Source organism: Kitasatospora sp. NPDC032150 (genome assembly GCF_055579945.1).
The window spans coordinates 206,731-222,144 of sequence record NZ_JBVIMH010000001.1 but is presented as its reverse complement, the minus strand read 5'-3'; the positions used below and the strand labels follow the sequence as shown (position 1 = coordinate 222,144).

Below are 15,414 nucleotides of genomic sequence, written 5' to 3'. Positions count from 1 at the left end.
AGCACAGGAGTGCCGTCACCGGCCGGGCGGCCCCCGAACCGGCTCCGACCAGCCCGAAGAACCATTAGAAAACGGACATCACCGCACTCGGCCCACGACCGAACACCCCGCCGGAGCCCAACTGCGCATACCGCACGCACCGGACACTCCGAAGGGAGACCCCCGGCGTGAAGACGGAATAAGGGACCGACATAATGTCCGTCGTGGCGACAGCAACAGCAACAGAAACCGGACACGCGCACGGAGCGGTCAACAGGCCGAACCTCGTCAGCGTCGGAACCATCGTCTGGCTGAGCTCGGAGCTGATGTTCTTCGCGGCCCTGTTCGCGATGTACTTCACGCTCCGCTCGGTCAAGGGCGCAGAGTTCTGGACCGAGAAGGCGCACGCCCTCAACGTGCCCTTCTCCTCGGTGAACACCACGATCCTGGTGCTCTCCTCCCTCACCTGCCAGCTCGGCGTTTTCGCGGCCGAGCGCGGTGACGTGAAGAAGCTCCGCACGTGGTTCACCATCACCTTCGTGATGGGCGCGATCTTCATCGGCGGCCAGATCTTCGAGTACACCGAACTGGTCAAGAAGGACGGCCTCTCGCTGTCCTCCGACCCGTACGGCACGGTGTTCTACCTGACCACCGGCTTCCACGGCCTGCATGTGACGGGTGGTCTGATCGCCTTCCTGCTGGTCCTGGGACGGACCTACGCAGCCAAGCGGTTCACGCACGAGCAGGCCACCGCCGCGATCGTGGTGTCGTACTACTGGCACTTCGTCGACGTCGTGTGGATCGGCCTGTTCGCGACCATCTACCTGATCAAGTAACCAGCTGATCAGGTCGCTGGCCGCCGGTCGGAGACAGCGCTCGCCCGTCAGCGGGCCGTGCCGCTCCGACCTGAACGCGCGTCCCGAAGCCGGCCCAGAGCAGACCGCGCCGCCGGGCACGCCCACCAGCCGACGACCAGATCCTGACACCGGGGTTATTCCGTGAAAAAGCTCTCCGCACGACGGCGCCACCCACTGGCGGCGCTGGTCGTCCTACTTCTCGCCCTGGCGGCCACCGGGGGGCTGTACGCCGCGTTCGCCCCCGCCGAGAAGGCGCAGGCCGACACCTCGGCGCAGTCGCTCGCGATCGATGAGGGCAAGAAGCTCTTCGCCGTGGGCTGCTCCTCCTGCCACGGTCTGAACGGCCAGGGCTCCTCCGACGGCCCGAGCCTGGTCGGCGTCGGATCCGCCGCTGTCGACTTCCAGGTCGGCACCGGCCGCATGCCCGCGCAGCAGCCGGGTGCCCAGGTCCCGCGCAAGAAGGTCGTCTACAGCCAGGCCGAGATCGACCAGCTGGCCGCCTTCGTGGCCTCGCTCGGCCCCGGCCCGGTCGCCCCGACCAAGGACCAGTACTCGTCCACGGACCCGAAGGACGTGGCCAAGGGTGGCGAGCTGTTCCGCACCAACTGCGCCCAGTGTCACAACTTCGCCGGCCAGGGTGGCGCCCTGACCAAGGGTAAGTACGCCCCCTCGCTGGAGGGCGTCGACGCGAAGCACATCTACGAGGCCATGCAGACCGGCCCGCAGAACATGCCGTCGTTCCCCGACACCACCATGCCGGAGGAGCAGAAGAAGCAGATCGTGGCCTTCGTCCGCCACACCACCAATGAGGAGCCCAACCCCGGTGGTCTCGCCCTGGGCAGCCTCGGTCCGGTGACCGAGGGTCTGTTCGGCTGGATCTTCGGTCTCGGCGCCCTCATCGCGGTCGCGATCTGGGTCGCCGCCCACACCACCAAGGCCAAGAAGTCATGAGCCACGACATTCCTGAAGAGAAGCTGCCGGAGGCGCAGGACGCCTCCCACGGCCACGAGGTGGCCGAGCACGGCGACCCGTTCGCCGACCCGGGCCTGCCGGCCCACGAGCCCCGTCGTACCGACATCGACGAGCGGGCCGCCAAGCGCGCCGAGCGCCAGGTCTCGCTGATGTTCATCGTGTCGATGCTGGCCACGATCGGCTTCATCGCCTCGTACGTGATCTTCCCGATCGACAAGATCATCTACGTCTTCCCGCTGGGCCACATCAGCGCGCTGAACTTCGCGCTGGGTCTGACCCTGGGCGTGGCTCTGTTCTGCATCGGCGCGGGCGCGGTCCACTGGGCCCGCACCCTGATGTCGGACGTCGAGATGCCCGCCGAGCGCCACGCGATCGAGGCCGACGACGAGGTCCGCAACGACGTCATCGAGCAGTTCAAGACCGGCGCCGCGGAGTCCGGCTTCGGCCGCCGCAAGCTGCTGCGGAACACGCTCATCGGCTCGATGGCCCTGGTGCCGCTCTCCGGCGTCGTCCTGCTGCGCGATCTCGGCCCGCTGCCCGAGAAGAAGCTGGACCACACCAACTGGAACGAGGCCACACCGGCCAAGCCGATCCAGCTGATCAACATGAACACCAACCAGCCGATGAAGGCCGAGGACATCGTCGTCGGCTCGCTGACCTTCGCCAAGCCGGAGGGCCTGGAGGAGTCCGACGAGGACTTCCAGCAGCGCATCGCCAAGGACGCCCTGATGATCGTCCGGATCGCTCCGGAGGACATCAAGGACGCCAAGTCCCGCGAGCTCGGCTTCGAGGGCGTACTCGCCTACTCCAAGATCTGCACCCACGTCGGCTGCCCGATCAGCCTGTACGAGCAGCAGACCCACCACGCGCTCTGCCCCTGCCACCAGTCGACCTTCGACCTGGCGGACGGTGCGCGCGTGATCTTCGGCCCGGCCGGCCACCCGCTGCCGCAGCTGAAGATCACCACTGACGAGAAGGGCTTCCTGGTCGCCACCGGCGACTTCAGCAAGCCCGTCGGCCCGAGCTTCTGGGAGCGCTCATGAGTTCCGCGAGCAGCGTCAGCACCGACGCAAAGCCCAGCAGTGGCAGCACGCGTGCCAACCCCGCCAACAAGTGGGAAGCGGCAGCTGACTGGACGGACGGACGGCTGGGGATCTACTCCCTCGCCAAGGCCAACCTGCGCAAGATCTTCCCGGACCACTGGTCCTTCATGCTCGGTGAGATCTGCCTCTACAGCTTCGTGATCATCATCCTCACGGGTGTGTACCTGACGCTGTTCTTCAAGCCGAGCATGGCCGAGGTCGTCTACCACGGCCCGTACGCCCCGCTCGACGGCATCAAGATGTCCGAGGCCTACGCCTCGACCATGAACATCAGCTTCGAGGTCCGCGGTGGTCTGCTGATCCGTCAGATCCACCACTGGGCCGCGCTGGTGTTCGTCGCCGGCATGCTCGTGCACATGATGCGCGTCTTCTTCACCGGCGCGTTCCGCAAGCCGCGCGAGATCAACTGGGTCTTCGGCTTCCTGCTGCTGGTCCTCGGCATGTTCGACGGCTTCTTCGGCTACTCGCTGCCCGACGACCTGCTGTCCGGTACCGGTATCCGCTTCATGGAAGGCGCGATCCTCGCCGTCCCGCTGGTGGGTACCTACATCCAGATGTTCCTGTACGGCGGCGAGTTCCCCGGCACCGACATCATCCCGCGCTTCTTCACCATCCACGTGCTGCTCATCCCGGGCATCATGCTGGGCCTGCTGGTGGCGCACCTGATCCTGGTCTTCTACCACAAGCACACCCAGTGGGCGGGCCCGGGCAAGACCGAGAAGAACGTCGTCGGCATGCCGCTGATGCCGGTCTACATGGCCAAGGCCGGTGGCTTCTTCTTCCTGGTCTTCGGCATCATCGCCGCGATCTCCGCGATCGCGATGATCAACCCGATCTGGGCGTACGGTCCGTACCGCCCCGACCAGGTGTCGACCGACGCCCAGCCGGACTGGTACATGGGCTTCTCCGAGGGTCTGATCCGTGTCATGCCGGGCTGGGAGGTCCGGGCCTGGGGCCACACCCTGAACCTGGGTGTCTTCGTGCCGCTGATGATCTTCCCGCTGGTCCTGGTCGCCATCGCGGTCTACCCGTTCATCGAGGGCTGGGTCACCGGCGACAAGCGCGAGCACCACATCCTGGACCGCCCGCGCAACGCCCCGGTCCGTACCGCGCTCGGTGCGGCCTGGATCAGCGTCTACCTGGTCCTGCTGATCGGTGGTGGCAACGATCTGTTCGCCACGCACTTCCACCTGTCGCTCAACTCGATCACGTACTTCGTCCGGGTCGGCTTCTTCGTGGTGCCGGTCGTGGTCTTCTTCATCACCAAGCGCTGGTGCCTCGGTCTGCAGCGCCGCGACAAGGAGAAGGTGCTGCACGGTCGCGAGACCGGCGTCATCAAGCGCCTGCCGCACGGTGAGTTCATCGAGGTCCACGCCCAGCTGCCGCAGGCCGAGCTGTACAAGCACGTCGCCCACGAGCAGTACGAGCCACTGCCGATCCCGGCCCAGGTCGACGAGAACGGCGTCAAGCGCAAGGTCGGCCGTCTGGAGAAGACCCGCGCCAAGCTCTCCCAGGGCTACTTCGGCGAGGGTGGCCAGATCCCCAAGCCGACGGCGGAGGAGCACCGCGAGATCACCAGCGGCCACGGCCACCACTGATCCCGCGCGGCAACGCCGCTGATCGCCACCTGAGGGCCCCTGCCCGGCAGCCGCCGGGCAGGGGCCCTCGGCCGTTCTCGCCGGCCGGCTGCTGGCCCGGGCCGCCGGAGCGCCCCGGTGTCCGGTGTGGAGCGGAAGGCCCCCTTGCCGGGCCGATCCCGACGGCCCGCGTCGCACAGTCCGGGGCGCACAGTCCGGGGCGCGGGGAACCGCGCGAACAGCCGTCGGTCGCCGTCCGGATGTCCACCCGGTGCCTCGTGGCCGGGGCGGCGTCCCGGCCACGGCGGCCGGGCCTAACCGATCACTCGGGCACAATGGGGTCCAACGACCCGTCAGGAGCCCATCAGTGCAGCTGAGCATCGACCACTCATCCGCCACTCCCCCGTACGAGCAGGTCCGCGCGCAGATCGCGGAGCAGGCCCGCAGCGGCGCGCTGCCGGCCGGTCTCAGGCTGCCGACCGTCCGGGCGCTGGCCGAACAGCTCGGCCTGGCCGCCAACACCGTCGCCCGCGCGTACCGGGAGCTGGAGGCGGACCGCGTGGTCGAGACGCACGGCCGGCGCGGCACCCTGATCGCCGCCGTCGGCGACACCTCGCACCGGCTGGCCGCCACCGCCGCCGCCGAGTACGCCGACCGCGCCCACCGCCTCGGTCTCTCCAGGGACGAGGCGATGAGCGCGGTACGGGACGCTCTCCGGCTGGCGTACGGCTCCTGAGCCCGCCGGGCAGGCCCTAGACCTGCGGCACCACGGCGCCGACGGGCACGGCTTCCTCCTCCGCCCGGCCCGCGGTGCTGACGGTCCGGCCGAGGGCGCTGTGCTTGGTCCACTCCGCCCAGGAGACGTTCCAGTCCCCGAAGCCGTTGCCGAACGGCTCCATCATCTTGCCGAAGCTGTTCACCACCTGGACCACGTCGCCGACCCTGGTCTCGTCGAAGAACCACTTGGCGTTGGCCGTGCTCATCCCGGTGCAGCCGTGGCTGACGTTCTCCACGCCCTGGGAGGAGAGCGACCAGGGCGCCGCGTGCACGTACTCTCCGCTCCAGGTGACCCTGGTGGCCCACCTGACGTTGGTGTCGAAGGAGTCGGGACTGTCCGCCGCGATGCCGATGGACGAACTCCTCATCCGGACGCTGGCCTCCTGGCCGAGCACCACCTTGATGCCGTTGCGGGTGGAGAACCCCGGCCTGCCCGTGGTCACCGGAATGGTGTTCACCACCTCGCCGTTGCGGCGGTAGGTCAGGTAGTGCGAGCCCGCGTCTATCAGCACCTCGACCCGGTCGCCGGTCCGGATGGTCCGGCTGACCGCGTCACCCTCGTACAGCCCGTCGGCTATCCGGGTACCGGGGCGGTCGAAGGAGAACTTCACGGTGGCGTGGGCGGGCCAGTACTCCGTGGGGCGGAAGTGCAGGTTGCTGTCGTCCACCCAGTACCAGGAGCCGGTCACGGCGGGTTCGGAGACCACCTTGAGGCTGCGCTCCACCTCCTGCCGGGCCGCCGGGTCCTTGATCGGCTGGGAGAGCTTGACGGTGAGCGGCTGACCGACGCCGTACAGGCCCGAGCCGCTGGTGTTGGGGCCGAGCTCCGCGCTCAGCCTGGCCCGGCCCTGGGCCGTGGTGAACGTGCCGGTGGTCTCGCCGCGGCCGCCGTCACCGTCGTCCGCGGCCACCCGGATCAGGTACTTGGTCCCCGCCCCGAGCCGTCCCACGCTCTGCCAGCTCCGCTGGTCATCGGCCAGTTTCCCGACGACCTGCCGGCCGTCCGGTCCGGTGACGGTGACATCGGTCAGTTTGCTGCCCTTCTCGGCCGTGACCGATATGGGGAGGTTCGGGTCGATTCCATCGGCCGCCGGGAGATGAACCAGGGGTTTCACATCCACGGCGCTGACCGCCTCCACCGAACCGTCACCTCCGACCGTGCAGCCCGCTAGGGGGGTCAGGACCAGAAGTGCGAATATGCAGGCCCGACGGGGGCCCGCTCCGTGAATGCCGCTCAACGTTGCCTCCAGGGGTCTCACACCCAGAAGAGGATTCCGACGATGCTCACGAGCGTAGGAAGGCGGCCACGGCAGGGACTACCGCTCAGGGGTCCGAATGGACCGAACGGGTAAGCGATACATCCCGACGGATTATCCGGTCAACAGAACGGCGCCGGGCCGGGCACCCCCGAAGGGATGCCCGGCCCGGCGCCTGGAGCGAGGAGAACCTACTGGTTCTGGTTCTCGCCCCGGTAGAACTCGAAGACCCAGCCGTACAGGCCGATCAGGATGATCGGGGCCGCCCAGAACATCAGCCACCAGCCGAAGATGACGCCCAGGAAGGCCAGCGCACCACCGACCGCCATCGAGAGCGGCTGCCAGCTGTGCGGGGCGAAGAAGCCCAGCTCGCCGGCGTCGTCCGCGACCTCCGCCTCGGGGTTGTCACCCGCGCCGCTGTCCACCCGGCGGGCGGTGAAGGCGAGGTAGTACCCGATGAAGGCGCACAGGCCGAAGGCCAGGAACAGCGCGGTGGTACCGGCCGCCTCCTTGGACCACAGACCGTAGGTGATGGCGATCGCCAGTACGAAGACCGCCAGACCCAGGAAGATCTTGCCCTGTTCCTTCATCAGGCGTTCCCACCCTTCTTGCCCTTGCCCAGCGCCGGATTGTCGTACTTCGCCGGGGTCACGCCCTCGAAGTGCTTGGCCGGCTCACCGTGGTTCTCCAGGTAGTCCAGCGCGGCGATCTCCGGGTGGTGCAGGTCGAAGGCCGGGGATTCGGAACGGATCCGGGGCAGCGTGAGGAAGTTGTGCCGCGGGGGCGGGCAGGAGGTCGCCCACTCCAGCGAACGGCCGTAGCCCCACGGGTCGTCGACCTCGATCTTCTCGCCGTACTTGGCGGTCTTCCAGACGTTGTAGAGGAACGGCAGGATCGACAGACCGAGCAGGAACGAGCCGATGGTGGAGACGGTGTTCAGCGTGGTGAAGCCGTCCGAGGCCAGGTAGTCGGCGTAGCGGCGCGGCATGCCCTCGGCACCCAGCCAGTGCTGGACCAGGAAGGTGGTGTGGAAGCCGAAGAACAGCGTCCAGAAGGTGATCTTGCCAAGGCGCTCGTCGAGCATCTTGCCGGTCATCTTCGGCCACCAGAAGTGGAAGCCCGCGAACATCGCGAACACGACGGTACCGAAGACCACGTAGTGGAAGTGGGCGACGACGAAGTACGAGTCCGAGACGTGGAAGTCGATCGGCGGGGAGGCCAGCAGAACACCGGTCAGACCGCCGAAGAGGAAGGTGACCAGGAAGCCGACCGTCCAGAGCATCGGGGTCTCGAAGCTCAGCGAGCCCTTCCACATGGTGCCGACCCAGTTGAAGAACTTCACACCGGTCGGGACCGCGATCAGGAAGGTCATGAAGGAGAAGAACGGCAGCAGCACCTGTCCGGTGACGTACATGTGGTGGGCCCACACCGTCACGGACAGACCGGCGATCGCGATGGTGGCCGCGATCAGACCGGAGTAACCGAACATCGGCTTGCGGCTGAAGACCGGGACGATCTCCGAGATGATGCCGAAGAACGGCAGCGCGATGATGTACACCTCGGGGTGACCGAAGAACCAGAAGAGGTGCTGCCAGAGCAGTACACCGCCGTTGGCCGGGTCGAAGACGTGCGCCCCGAACTTGCGGTCCGCCTCCAGGGCGAACAGCGCGGCCGCGAGGACCGGGAAGGCCAGCAGGACCAGCACGGCGGTCAGCAGGGTGTTCCAGACGAAGATCGACATCCGGAACATCGTCATGCCGGGCGCGCGCATGCAGATGATCGTGGTGATGAAGTTGACCGCGCCGAGGATCGTGCCGAAGCCGGAGAAGGCCAGACCCATGATCCACATGTCGGCGCCGACACCCGGCGAGCGGACCGCGTCCGACAGCGGCGAGTAGGCGAACCAGCCGAAGTCGGCGGCGCCCTGCGGGGTGAGGAAGCCAGCCACCGCGATAAGCGAGCCGAACAGGTACAGCCAGTAGGCGAACATGTTCAGACGCGGGAACGCGACGTCGGGAGCGCCGATCTGGAGCGGCATGATCCAGTTCGCGAAACCGGCGAACAGCGGCGTCGCGAACATCAGCAGCATGATCGTGCCGTGCATCGTGAACGCCTGGTTGAACTGCTCGTTCGACAGGATCTGGGTCCCGGGACGAGCCAGCTCGGCACGCATGACCAGGGCGAGGATGCCACCGATCAGGAAGAACGCGAACGAGGTACCGAGGTACATCGTGCCGATCGTCTTGTGGTCGGTGGTGGTCAGCCACTTGATGATCGTGGAACCCGGCTTACGGGTCCGGGGGGCCCCGCCTGCCGAGAGCCCGGATGCCCCGCCGGCGGCGGCGGGCTCGTTGAGGATAGTCACTTCTCACCTTCAATGCCCGTGATGCCCGAAGGCACCGCGCCGCTCTGGCCCTTGGCCCGGAGCTCCTTCAGGTGCTGCTCGTACTCGTCGTGCGAGACCACCTTGACGTTGAACAGCATCCGGGAGTGGTCGACGCCGCAGAGCTCGGCGCACTTGCCCCGGAAGGTGCCGTACGAGGTCGGGGTGACCTCAAAGCTGTTGACCAGATCCGGCACGACGTCCATCTTCATCATGAAGTTGACGGGCCAGAAGTCGTGGATCACGTCCCGCGAGGTCAGGCGGAACTGCACCGTCTCGTTGATCGGCAGGTACAGCGTAGGCGGTTCGGCGGGGGTACCGACCTCGTACGCGGCGTTGGTGTTCGCCGGGTCGGGGTTCTCGGTGTTCTCGTAGTTGAACGCCCAGCTCCACTGGAAGCCGACCACGTTCACGTAGTGCTGCGGCTTGGCCGAGGTCTGGGTGAGCCGGGACTCGTCGCGGGCGACGAAGTAGAACAGCACCGAGACGATGACGATGGGGACCGCGGTGTACAGCGCCTCGATCGGCACGTTGTACCGGGTCTGAGCCGGGATCTCCACCTTGGTGCGGCTGCGCCGGTGGAAGATCACGCTCCAGATGATCAGACCCCACATCAGTACGCCGACTACCAGCGCCGCGATCCACGAGCCCTGCCACATGTGGAGGACCAGTGGGCCTTCCTTGGTGACGGGCGACGGGAGGCCAAGCCTGGGCAGGTCATTGGCCGAGCAGCCGGTAGCGGTCGCGATGACGAGGCCCAGTGCCAGCGCCTGAGGCAGCTTCCGCCGCATCGTGCGCCGCGGCGAGCGGTCGGAGCCGTTGGGACTCACGTAGCGCCTTCCCGAAGTCTCGCCCGCGATCGCGTCGCCCCCGGGATGCTGTGCGCCTCCCCTGCGACCCGGCCACGGGCACGGTTTGAATGCTTATGCGGGCCAAACCCTACTCCAGGCTTATGTGCTCCTGACGGGCAGGTCCCGCTAACGCGCCGCCCGCCTACCCGATCAGCCCCGGCATGTACGGAATCCCAGGTCATCGCGGTCCTTCGAGCCTCGCACACCCAATCGTGGGATGGCACTGCGACGCCCGGGTGACAGGCCGTCGGGTCAGCGCGAATCGGACAAACGAGGCCACCGCGAGCCCCGAGCCGTCCAGCCGGGCGTGCCCGGCACCATGGCCGGGCAAGTGGGCGCACCCGGTCCCGGGCCGGCGGGCTCCCCCGCCGAACGCGGCCTTGCGGGGCGGTCGTGCGCGGCGGACCGCGGCGCCGGCGAGCGGGGCCGCGTGCGGTGCGGTCCGGACGGCTGACGGGGGACGAACGCGGGATACTGTCGTCCGTGTCCTACTTCGACGTGGCCTCGACCGCTCCGCTGCATCCCGTCGCCAGGCAGGCGCTGAACGCCGCGCTGGACGAGGGGTGGGCGGACCCGGCCCGGCTGTACCGCTCCGGGAGGCAGGCCCGGATGCTGCTGGACGCGGCCCGGGAGACGGTCGCCGAGGTGCTGGGCGCCAGGCCGGACGAGATCTCCTTCACCGCGAGCGGCACCCAGGCCGTCCAGCTGGGCATGCTCGGCGCCGTGGCCGGACGCCGCCGGACGGGCCGTCATCTGGTGCACTCCGCCGTGGAGCACTCCAGCGTGCTGCACACGGCCGAGCGACACGCCGCCGAGGGCGGAGAGGTGAGTGCGGTCGCGGTCGACCGGCAAGGGCTGGTGGCCGCCGAGGAGTTCGCCGCCGCCGCCCGTCCGGACACCGCGCTGGCGGTTCTGCAGTCCGCCAACCACGAGGTGGGAACGGTGCAGCCGGTCACCGAGGTCGCCGCCGCGATCGGCGGGGTGCCGCTGCTGGTGGACGCTGCGCAGAGCGTGGGGCGGCTGCCGGTGCCGTCCGGGTGGTCGCTGCTGACGGCCAGTGCGCACAAGTGGGGCGGCCCGGCCGGGGTCGGGGTGCTCGCCGTACGCAAGGGTGTCAGGTACGTCTCACCGCTGCCCGCCGACGAGCGCGAGAGCGGCCGGGCACCCGGATACGTCAACGTGCCCGCGATCGTGGCCGCGGCCGCCTCGCTACGGGCGGTCCGGGCCGAGGCCGAACGGGAGAACGCCCGGCTGCACGCGCTGGTGGAGCGGATCCGGACGCAGGTGCCCCGGCTGGTGCCGGAGGTCGAGGTGGTCGGCGATCCGGTCCGGCGGCTGCCGCACCTGGTCACCTTCTCCTGCCTGTACGTGGACGGCGAGGTGCTGCTGGGCGAGCTGGACAAGGCCGGGTTCGCGGTCTCCTCCGGCTCCTCCTGCACCTCGAGCACGCTGACGCCGAGCCATGTGCTGGCGGCGATGGGCGTGCTGACCGAGGGCAACGTCCGCGTATCGCTCCCCTACGGGGTGGCCGAGTCGGATGTCGACCGCTTCCTGGCCGTGCTGCCCGAGGTGGTGGCGGGTGTACGGGCTCCGCTGGGGCTCGACCTGGCGGCCCCGGCGGCCGCGCGGCAGACCCTGGTGATCGACGCGCTGGGGAAGCGCTGCCCGCTGCCGGTGATCGAACTGGCCAAGCGGATCGGGGAGGTCGAGCCGGGCGGGACGGTCGCGGTGCTGTCCGACGACGAGGCGGCCCGGCTGGACGTCCCGGCCTGGTGCGAGATGCGCGGGCAGGAGTACCTGGGCGAGCGGGCGGCTGCCGAGTACGGGCGGGACCGGGGCTCGGCGTACCTGGTCCGCAGGGTGGGCTGAGAGCGCGCGAGGGGCGCGGGATGCCGCCCTGCGGCTTCCCGCGCCCCGGTACGTCCGTCCTGTCGGGACCGGTGGGGGCTAGTTGACCAGGCGGGCGCGGACCTCGGCGGCGGCCTCCTCGCCGTAGGTCGCGGCGAAGCGGTCCAGGAAGTGGTTGTGGCGCAGCTCGTACTCCTGGGTGCCGACGGTCTCGATCACCAGGGTGGCGAGCATGCAGCCGAGCTGGGCGGAGCGCTCCAGGCCGAGGTTCCAGGAGAGACCGGCCAGGAAGCCGGCGCGGAAGCCGTCGCCGACGCCGGTGGGGTCGGCCTTGCGGTCCTCGGCCGGGCAGACGACGGAGATGTCCGGCTCGCCCTGGCGCTGGACCCGGACGCCCTTGGCGCCGAGGGTGGTGATCCGGGTGCCGACCCGGCGGAGGATCTCGTCCGTGTCCCAGCCGGTCTTGGACTCGATCAGCGCGGCCTCGTACTCGTTGGTGAACAGGTACGCGGCGCCGTCCACGATCAGCCGGATGTCGTCGCCCTCCAGGCGGGCCAGCTGCTGCGAGGGGTCGGCGGCGAACGCGTAGCCGCGGGTGCGGCACTCCTGGGTGTGGCGGACCATCGCGGCCGGGTCGTCGGCACCGATCAGGACCAGGTCGAGGCCGCCCACGCGGTCGGCGATCGGCTTCAGCTCGATGTTGCGGGCCTCGGCCATCGCGCCGGTGTAGAAGGAGGCGATCTGGTTGTGGTCCTGGTCGGTCGTGCACATGAAGCGGGCGGTGTGCCTGGTCTCGGAGATGTGCACCGAGTCGGTGTCGACGTTGTTGCGCTCCAGCCAGCTGCGGTACTCCTGGAAGTCCGCGCCGGCGGCGCCGACCAGGATCGGGCGCAGGCCGAGCACGCCCATGCCGAAGGAGATGTTCGGGGCCACCCCGCCACGGCGGATGTCGAGGGTGTCCACCAGGAACGACAGCGAGACCGTGTGCAGTTGCTCGGCGACCAGCTGGTCGGCGAAGCGGCCGGGGAAGGTCGTCAGATGGTCGGTGGCGATCGAGCCGGCGACGGCGATGCGCACGAAGGTCTCCTCTGGTGGCTCTGGGCCGGGAAAACAGCTGAAAGAACCCTCCAACGGTACCCGCCCCGGGCCGCGTACCCGTACCTGCTATTCGGCCACTCGAACGGGTACTACCCGCCGGTACCCCTGGTTCACGGCCCGGCCGCGGCCTAGGGTCGCACTCAGAAGGCCCATCGGCCCCAGGTCCGTGGCGGTGCCGCCACGGCACGGCGATCGGAGCGGTGAACACCGATGAAGCCCAACCCGTCCGCGCTGCGGCCCAGCCCCGTCCGGTCGTCCGCCCGCTCCTGGACGGGCGAGATCGAGGCCGACTCGCTCGCTTCCCTGGTCAGTTCCTCCCGCCGGCTCGGCCGCTTCTGGCCCCCGGTGGGCACTGCTCCGCAGGCCGCTGTCGCGCTGCGACCTGCGGGCGTGTCGGTACCGTCCCGGGCCCGGCGGCTGGTCGCCGACATGCCCGAGTACGGGAGCTGATCGCCCGGCTTCCGACCGAGGGAACCGGATTCACCCGGGGCACGTCAGATCCGCGCAGCGCCGCCGAGGTGGCGGAGCGCGAGCCCTCGGGAGGAAGTCAGAGCATGGACGAGAACACCTCAGCCGCACGGTCCGTGCGCGGGCGGGTTCGGCGCCGGGCGACGGCCCTGGCCGGGCTGGTGCTCGCCGTCGGTACGGTCGCCGCCTGCGGGCCCTCCGGGTCCGGCGGGGGTTCGGACGCGGCCGCCGGATCGTCGGCTAGCCCCACGGTCTCCTCGGCGGCACCCTCGCCCTCCGGCACGACGTCCACCACGACCGCCGGCCCGAGCGCCGGCCCGAGCGCCGGCCCGACGACCTCCGCGACCGCGGATCCAAGCACCCCGGTCCCCGGCGGATCGCCGGGCAATCCCGGTATAGCGCCCGGCGAGCCGGCGCCCGTCAAGCTGCCCGCGCTGGCCTACCAGGTGCAGGACGACCAGCTGACGGTCTGGTTCTACGGCGGGGTCTGCGACAAGTACGGGCTGAAGACCGACGAGTCCAAGCAGGGTGAGGTGGACGTCCGGGTGGTGGTCACCCAGACCGCGCCCCGCGGCCAGGCCTGCCCGGCCCTCGCCAAGCGGAACTCGGTGACGGCGAAGCTGAGCCGCCCGCTGGCCGGCCGCTCGGTGGTGGACCTGGGCACCGGTCAGACGCTGTCGATGGACCCGCCGCCGATCGGCGGTCCGCAGTAGGGCCCAGGGGCGGCGGAATCGGGCGGCGGCCCCCGGGATCACCCGGGGGCCGCCGTCGTTCATACCGAAGGGCCTGGCAGGAGCCGTGAGGCTTAGCTGAAGGAGTCGCCGCAGGCGCAGGAGCCGGTGGCGTTCGGGTTGTCGATGGTGAAGCCCTGCTTCTCGATGGTGTCGACGAAGTCGACGGTCGCACCGCCCAGGTACGGGGCACTCATCCGGTCGGTGACGACCTTGACACCGTTGAAGTCCTTGACGACGTCGCCGTCGAGCGAGCGCTCGTCGAAGAACAGCTGGTAGCGCAGGCCGGAGCAGCCGCCCGGCTGAACGGCGACGCGCAGCGCCAGGTCGTCGCGGCCTTCCTGCTCAAGCAGGCCCTTGACCTTGGCCGCGGCGGCATCGGTGAGGATGATGCCACTCTCGACAGTGGTCTCGTCCTGGACGGTCATGCTTACTCCCGGTCTTGACGACAATGTGCCGCCAGTGCCAACCAGCGGCCTCCCGGATTCATTTCCGGTCGGTGGTTCTTTCCCGAGGGGTGGTTCGCGGAACCCGTTCCCCTACGCACCCATGCTCGCACACCGCGCGTGCTTCCCGATCGTCCGATCCCGGCAAAAGGGCACGCCGGGGGCGGCTCCGGCGGCAGGATGGCGGTGTGATCGTTCGTCGGCTCCAGGACACCCCGGCCGACGCGCTGGCGGTGCAGCGTGTCGCCCGTGCCGCTTTCCGCGACCCCTTCGACGTTCCGGCCGCCGAGCCGGACGACGAGCGCCGGACCGTGCAGCGGCTGGCGCGCACCCGGCATCTGCTGCGGTCCGATCCGGCGGGCTGCTGGGTCGCCGAGCAGGACGGCGAGGCGGTCGGCGTGGTGCAGGCGACGCGGCGGGAGGGCGTGTGGCTGCTCTCGCTGTACGCCGTACTGCCGAGCGCCCAGGGCAAGGGGGTCGGCCGGCTGCTGCTGGACCGGGCCGGTGAGTACGGCCGGGGCTGCCTGCGCGGGATGGTGTGCGCCTCGCCGTCCCCGGCGGCGGCGCGGCGCTACCGGCGCGCCGGGCTCACGCTGCATCCCACCATGGAGCTGAAGGGGCGGGTGGACCGCTCCGGACTGCTCGACCCGGGGGACATCCCGGTGCACCCGGGCAACGCGACCCACTTCCACCTGCTGGACTCGGTCGACCGGCGGCTGCGCGGGGCCGCCCACGGGGTCGACCACGAGTACATGCTGGCGCACTTCGACGAACTGCTGATCGCGGACAGCCTGGCCGGGAGCGGGTACTGCTACCGGGACGGCGGCGCGGTCAAGCTGCTCGCGGCGACCTCGAAGCGGATCGCGGTCCGGCTGCTGCTGGAGGCCCTGGCCCGGGTGCCCGACGGAGCCGAGGCGAGGGTGGCGTTCCTCACCACCGAGCAGGAGTGGGCCGTGGACGTCGGGCTGGAGCTGGGGCTCACCCTGTCCAACCGGGGCTACCTGGCGCTGCGCGGGATGCGGCCGCCCTCGCCGTACATCCCGAGCGGGTCGCTCCTCTAGTTCTACT

Annotated in this window: 15 protein-coding genes; 9 read left to right on the top strand and 6 right to left on the bottom strand. The window is 69.5% G+C overall.

The window, feature by feature from the left end; translation table 11 throughout:
• Nucleotides 1–194: 194 nt before the first annotated feature.
• From ctaE to ACZ5ON_RS00945, 5 genes are all read left to right on the top strand, one after another.
• Entirely contained in the window at nt 195–815 is a 621-nt protein-coding gene (gene ctaE, locus ACZ5ON_RS00965) for an aa3-type cytochrome oxidase subunit III (RefSeq protein ID WP_344634129.1), read from the top strand.
• A 162-nt stretch (nt 816–977) separates the two neighbouring features.
• Nucleotides 978–1,787 (top strand): cytochrome bc1 complex diheme cytochrome c subunit, encoded by an 810-nt coding sequence (qcrC, locus tag ACZ5ON_RS00960; protein ID WP_465583069.1) that lies wholly within the window; start codon nt 978–980, stop codon nt 1,785–1,787.
• Nucleotides 1,784–2,851 carry a cytochrome bc1 complex Rieske iron-sulfur subunit gene (qcrA, locus tag ACZ5ON_RS00955; protein WP_465583064.1) on the top strand — a complete coding sequence of 356 codons (1,068 nt, stop codon included), beginning with the start codon at nt 1,784–1,786 and terminating at the stop codon, nt 2,849–2,851. The genes qcrC and qcrA overlap by 4 nt, the downstream gene beginning before the upstream one ends.
• Nucleotides 2,848–4,509, top strand: coding sequence for a cytochrome bc1 complex cytochrome b subunit (gene qcrB / locus ACZ5ON_RS00950; RefSeq protein ID WP_465583061.1), 1,662 nt, complete (start codon nt 2,848–2,850; stop codon nt 4,507–4,509). The genes qcrA and qcrB overlap by 4 nt, the downstream gene beginning before the upstream one ends.
• Nucleotides 4,510–4,855: 346 nt before the next feature.
• The gene (locus tag ACZ5ON_RS00945; RefSeq protein ID WP_465583058.1) at nt 4,856–5,224 is read left to right on the top strand and encodes a GntR family transcriptional regulator; all 369 of its coding nucleotides are present in this window, start codon (nt 4,856–4,858) and stop codon (nt 5,222–5,224) included.
• A 16-nt stretch (nt 5,225–5,240) separates the two neighbouring features.
• Here the strand turns inward: ACZ5ON_RS00945 and ACZ5ON_RS00940 are convergent, their stop codons facing one another.
• From ACZ5ON_RS00940 to ctaC, 4 genes are all read right to left on the bottom strand, one after another.
• Nucleotides 5,241–6,386, bottom strand: coding sequence for a L,D-transpeptidase (locus ACZ5ON_RS00940; RefSeq protein ID WP_465583055.1), 1,146 nt, complete (start codon nt 6,384–6,386; stop codon nt 5,241–5,243).
• Nucleotides 6,387–6,712: 326 nt separating this feature from the next.
• Nucleotides 6,713–7,111 carry a cytochrome c oxidase subunit 4 gene (locus ACZ5ON_RS00935; protein ID WP_465583051.1) on the bottom strand — a complete coding sequence of 133 codons (399 nt, stop codon included), beginning with the start codon at nt 7,109–7,111 and terminating at the stop codon, nt 6,713–6,715.
• A complete protein-coding gene (ctaD, locus tag ACZ5ON_RS00930) occupies nt 7,111–8,886 on the bottom strand; it encodes an aa3-type cytochrome oxidase subunit I (RefSeq protein ID WP_465583047.1) in 1,776 nt (591 codons plus the stop codon). Before ctaD ends, ACZ5ON_RS00935 begins: the two co-directional genes overlap by 1 nt.
• A complete protein-coding gene (gene ctaC / locus ACZ5ON_RS00925) occupies nt 8,883–9,734 on the bottom strand; it encodes an aa3-type cytochrome oxidase subunit II (protein WP_465583044.1) in 852 nt (283 codons plus the stop codon). The genes ctaD and ctaC overlap by 4 nt, the downstream gene beginning before the upstream one ends.
• Nucleotides 9,735–10,238: 504 nt before the next feature.
• Here ctaC and ACZ5ON_RS00920 point away from each other — a divergent pair.
• Nucleotides 10,239–11,624, top strand: a complete 1,386-nt coding sequence (locus ACZ5ON_RS00920; RefSeq protein ID WP_465583040.1) for an aminotransferase class V-fold PLP-dependent enzyme — start codon at nt 10,239–10,241, stop codon at nt 11,622–11,624.
• A 78-nt stretch (nt 11,625–11,702) separates the two neighbouring features.
• Here the strand turns inward: ACZ5ON_RS00920 and ACZ5ON_RS00915 are convergent, their stop codons facing one another.
• Nucleotides 11,703–12,680, bottom strand: a complete 978-nt coding sequence (locus ACZ5ON_RS00915) for a carbohydrate kinase family protein (RefSeq protein WP_465583036.1) — start codon at nt 12,678–12,680, stop codon at nt 11,703–11,705.
• A gap of 231 nt (nt 12,681–12,911) precedes the next feature.
• Here ACZ5ON_RS00915 and ACZ5ON_RS00910 point away from each other — a divergent pair, with 231 nt between their 5' ends.
• Together ACZ5ON_RS00910 and ACZ5ON_RS00905 are read left to right on the top strand one after the other, a co-directional pair.
• Nucleotides 12,912–13,151 (top strand): hypothetical protein, encoded by a 240-nt coding sequence (locus tag ACZ5ON_RS00910; protein ID WP_465583032.1) that lies wholly within the window; start codon nt 12,912–12,914, stop codon nt 13,149–13,151.
• Between the two features lie 104 nt (nt 13,152–13,255).
• Nucleotides 13,256–13,882 (top strand): hypothetical protein, encoded by a 627-nt coding sequence (locus tag ACZ5ON_RS00905; RefSeq protein ID WP_465583029.1) that lies wholly within the window; start codon nt 13,256–13,258, stop codon nt 13,880–13,882.
• A 92-nt stretch (nt 13,883–13,974) separates the two neighbouring features.
• On the opposite strand, the gene erpA is transcribed toward ACZ5ON_RS00905, so the two are convergent.
• Complete coding sequence (gene erpA, locus ACZ5ON_RS00900; RefSeq protein ID WP_344634142.1) at nt 13,975–14,328, bottom strand: iron-sulfur cluster insertion protein ErpA; 354 nt, start codon at nt 14,326–14,328, stop codon at nt 13,975–13,977.
• Between the two features lie 206 nt (nt 14,329–14,534).
• Between erpA and ACZ5ON_RS00895 the strand changes: the two genes are divergently transcribed.
• A complete protein-coding gene (locus ACZ5ON_RS00895) occupies nt 14,535–15,407 on the top strand; it encodes a GNAT family N-acetyltransferase (RefSeq protein WP_465583024.1) in 873 nt (290 codons plus the stop codon).
• Nucleotides 15,408–15,414 lie beyond the last annotated feature (7 nt).

Excerpts from the sequence above, each read along its gene's own strand:
- ctaE (WP_344634129.1), top strand. The coding sequence starts at position 195 with ATGTCCGTCGTGGCGACAGCAACAGCAACAGAAACCGGACACGCGCAC.
- ACZ5ON_RS00935 (WP_465583051.1), bottom strand. The coding sequence starts at position 7,111 with ATGAAGGAACAGGGCAAGATCTTCCTGGGTCTGGCGGTCTTCGTACTG.
- qcrA (WP_465583064.1), top strand. The coding sequence starts at position 1,784 with ATGAGCCACGACATTCCTGAAGAGAAGCTGCCGGAGGCGCAGGACGCC.
- qcrB (WP_465583061.1), top strand. The coding sequence starts at position 2,848 with ATGAGTTCCGCGAGCAGCGTCAGCACCGACGCAAAGCCCAGCAGTGGC.
- ACZ5ON_RS00910 (WP_465583032.1), top strand. The coding sequence starts at position 12,912 with ATGAAGCCCAACCCGTCCGCGCTGCGGCCCAGCCCCGTCCGGTCGTCC.
- erpA (WP_344634142.1), bottom strand. The coding sequence starts at position 14,328 with ATGACCGTCCAGGACGAGACCACTGTCGAGAGTGGCATCATCCTCACC.
- ACZ5ON_RS00905 (WP_465583029.1), top strand. The coding sequence starts at position 13,256 with ATGGACGAGAACACCTCAGCCGCACGGTCCGTGCGCGGGCGGGTTCGG.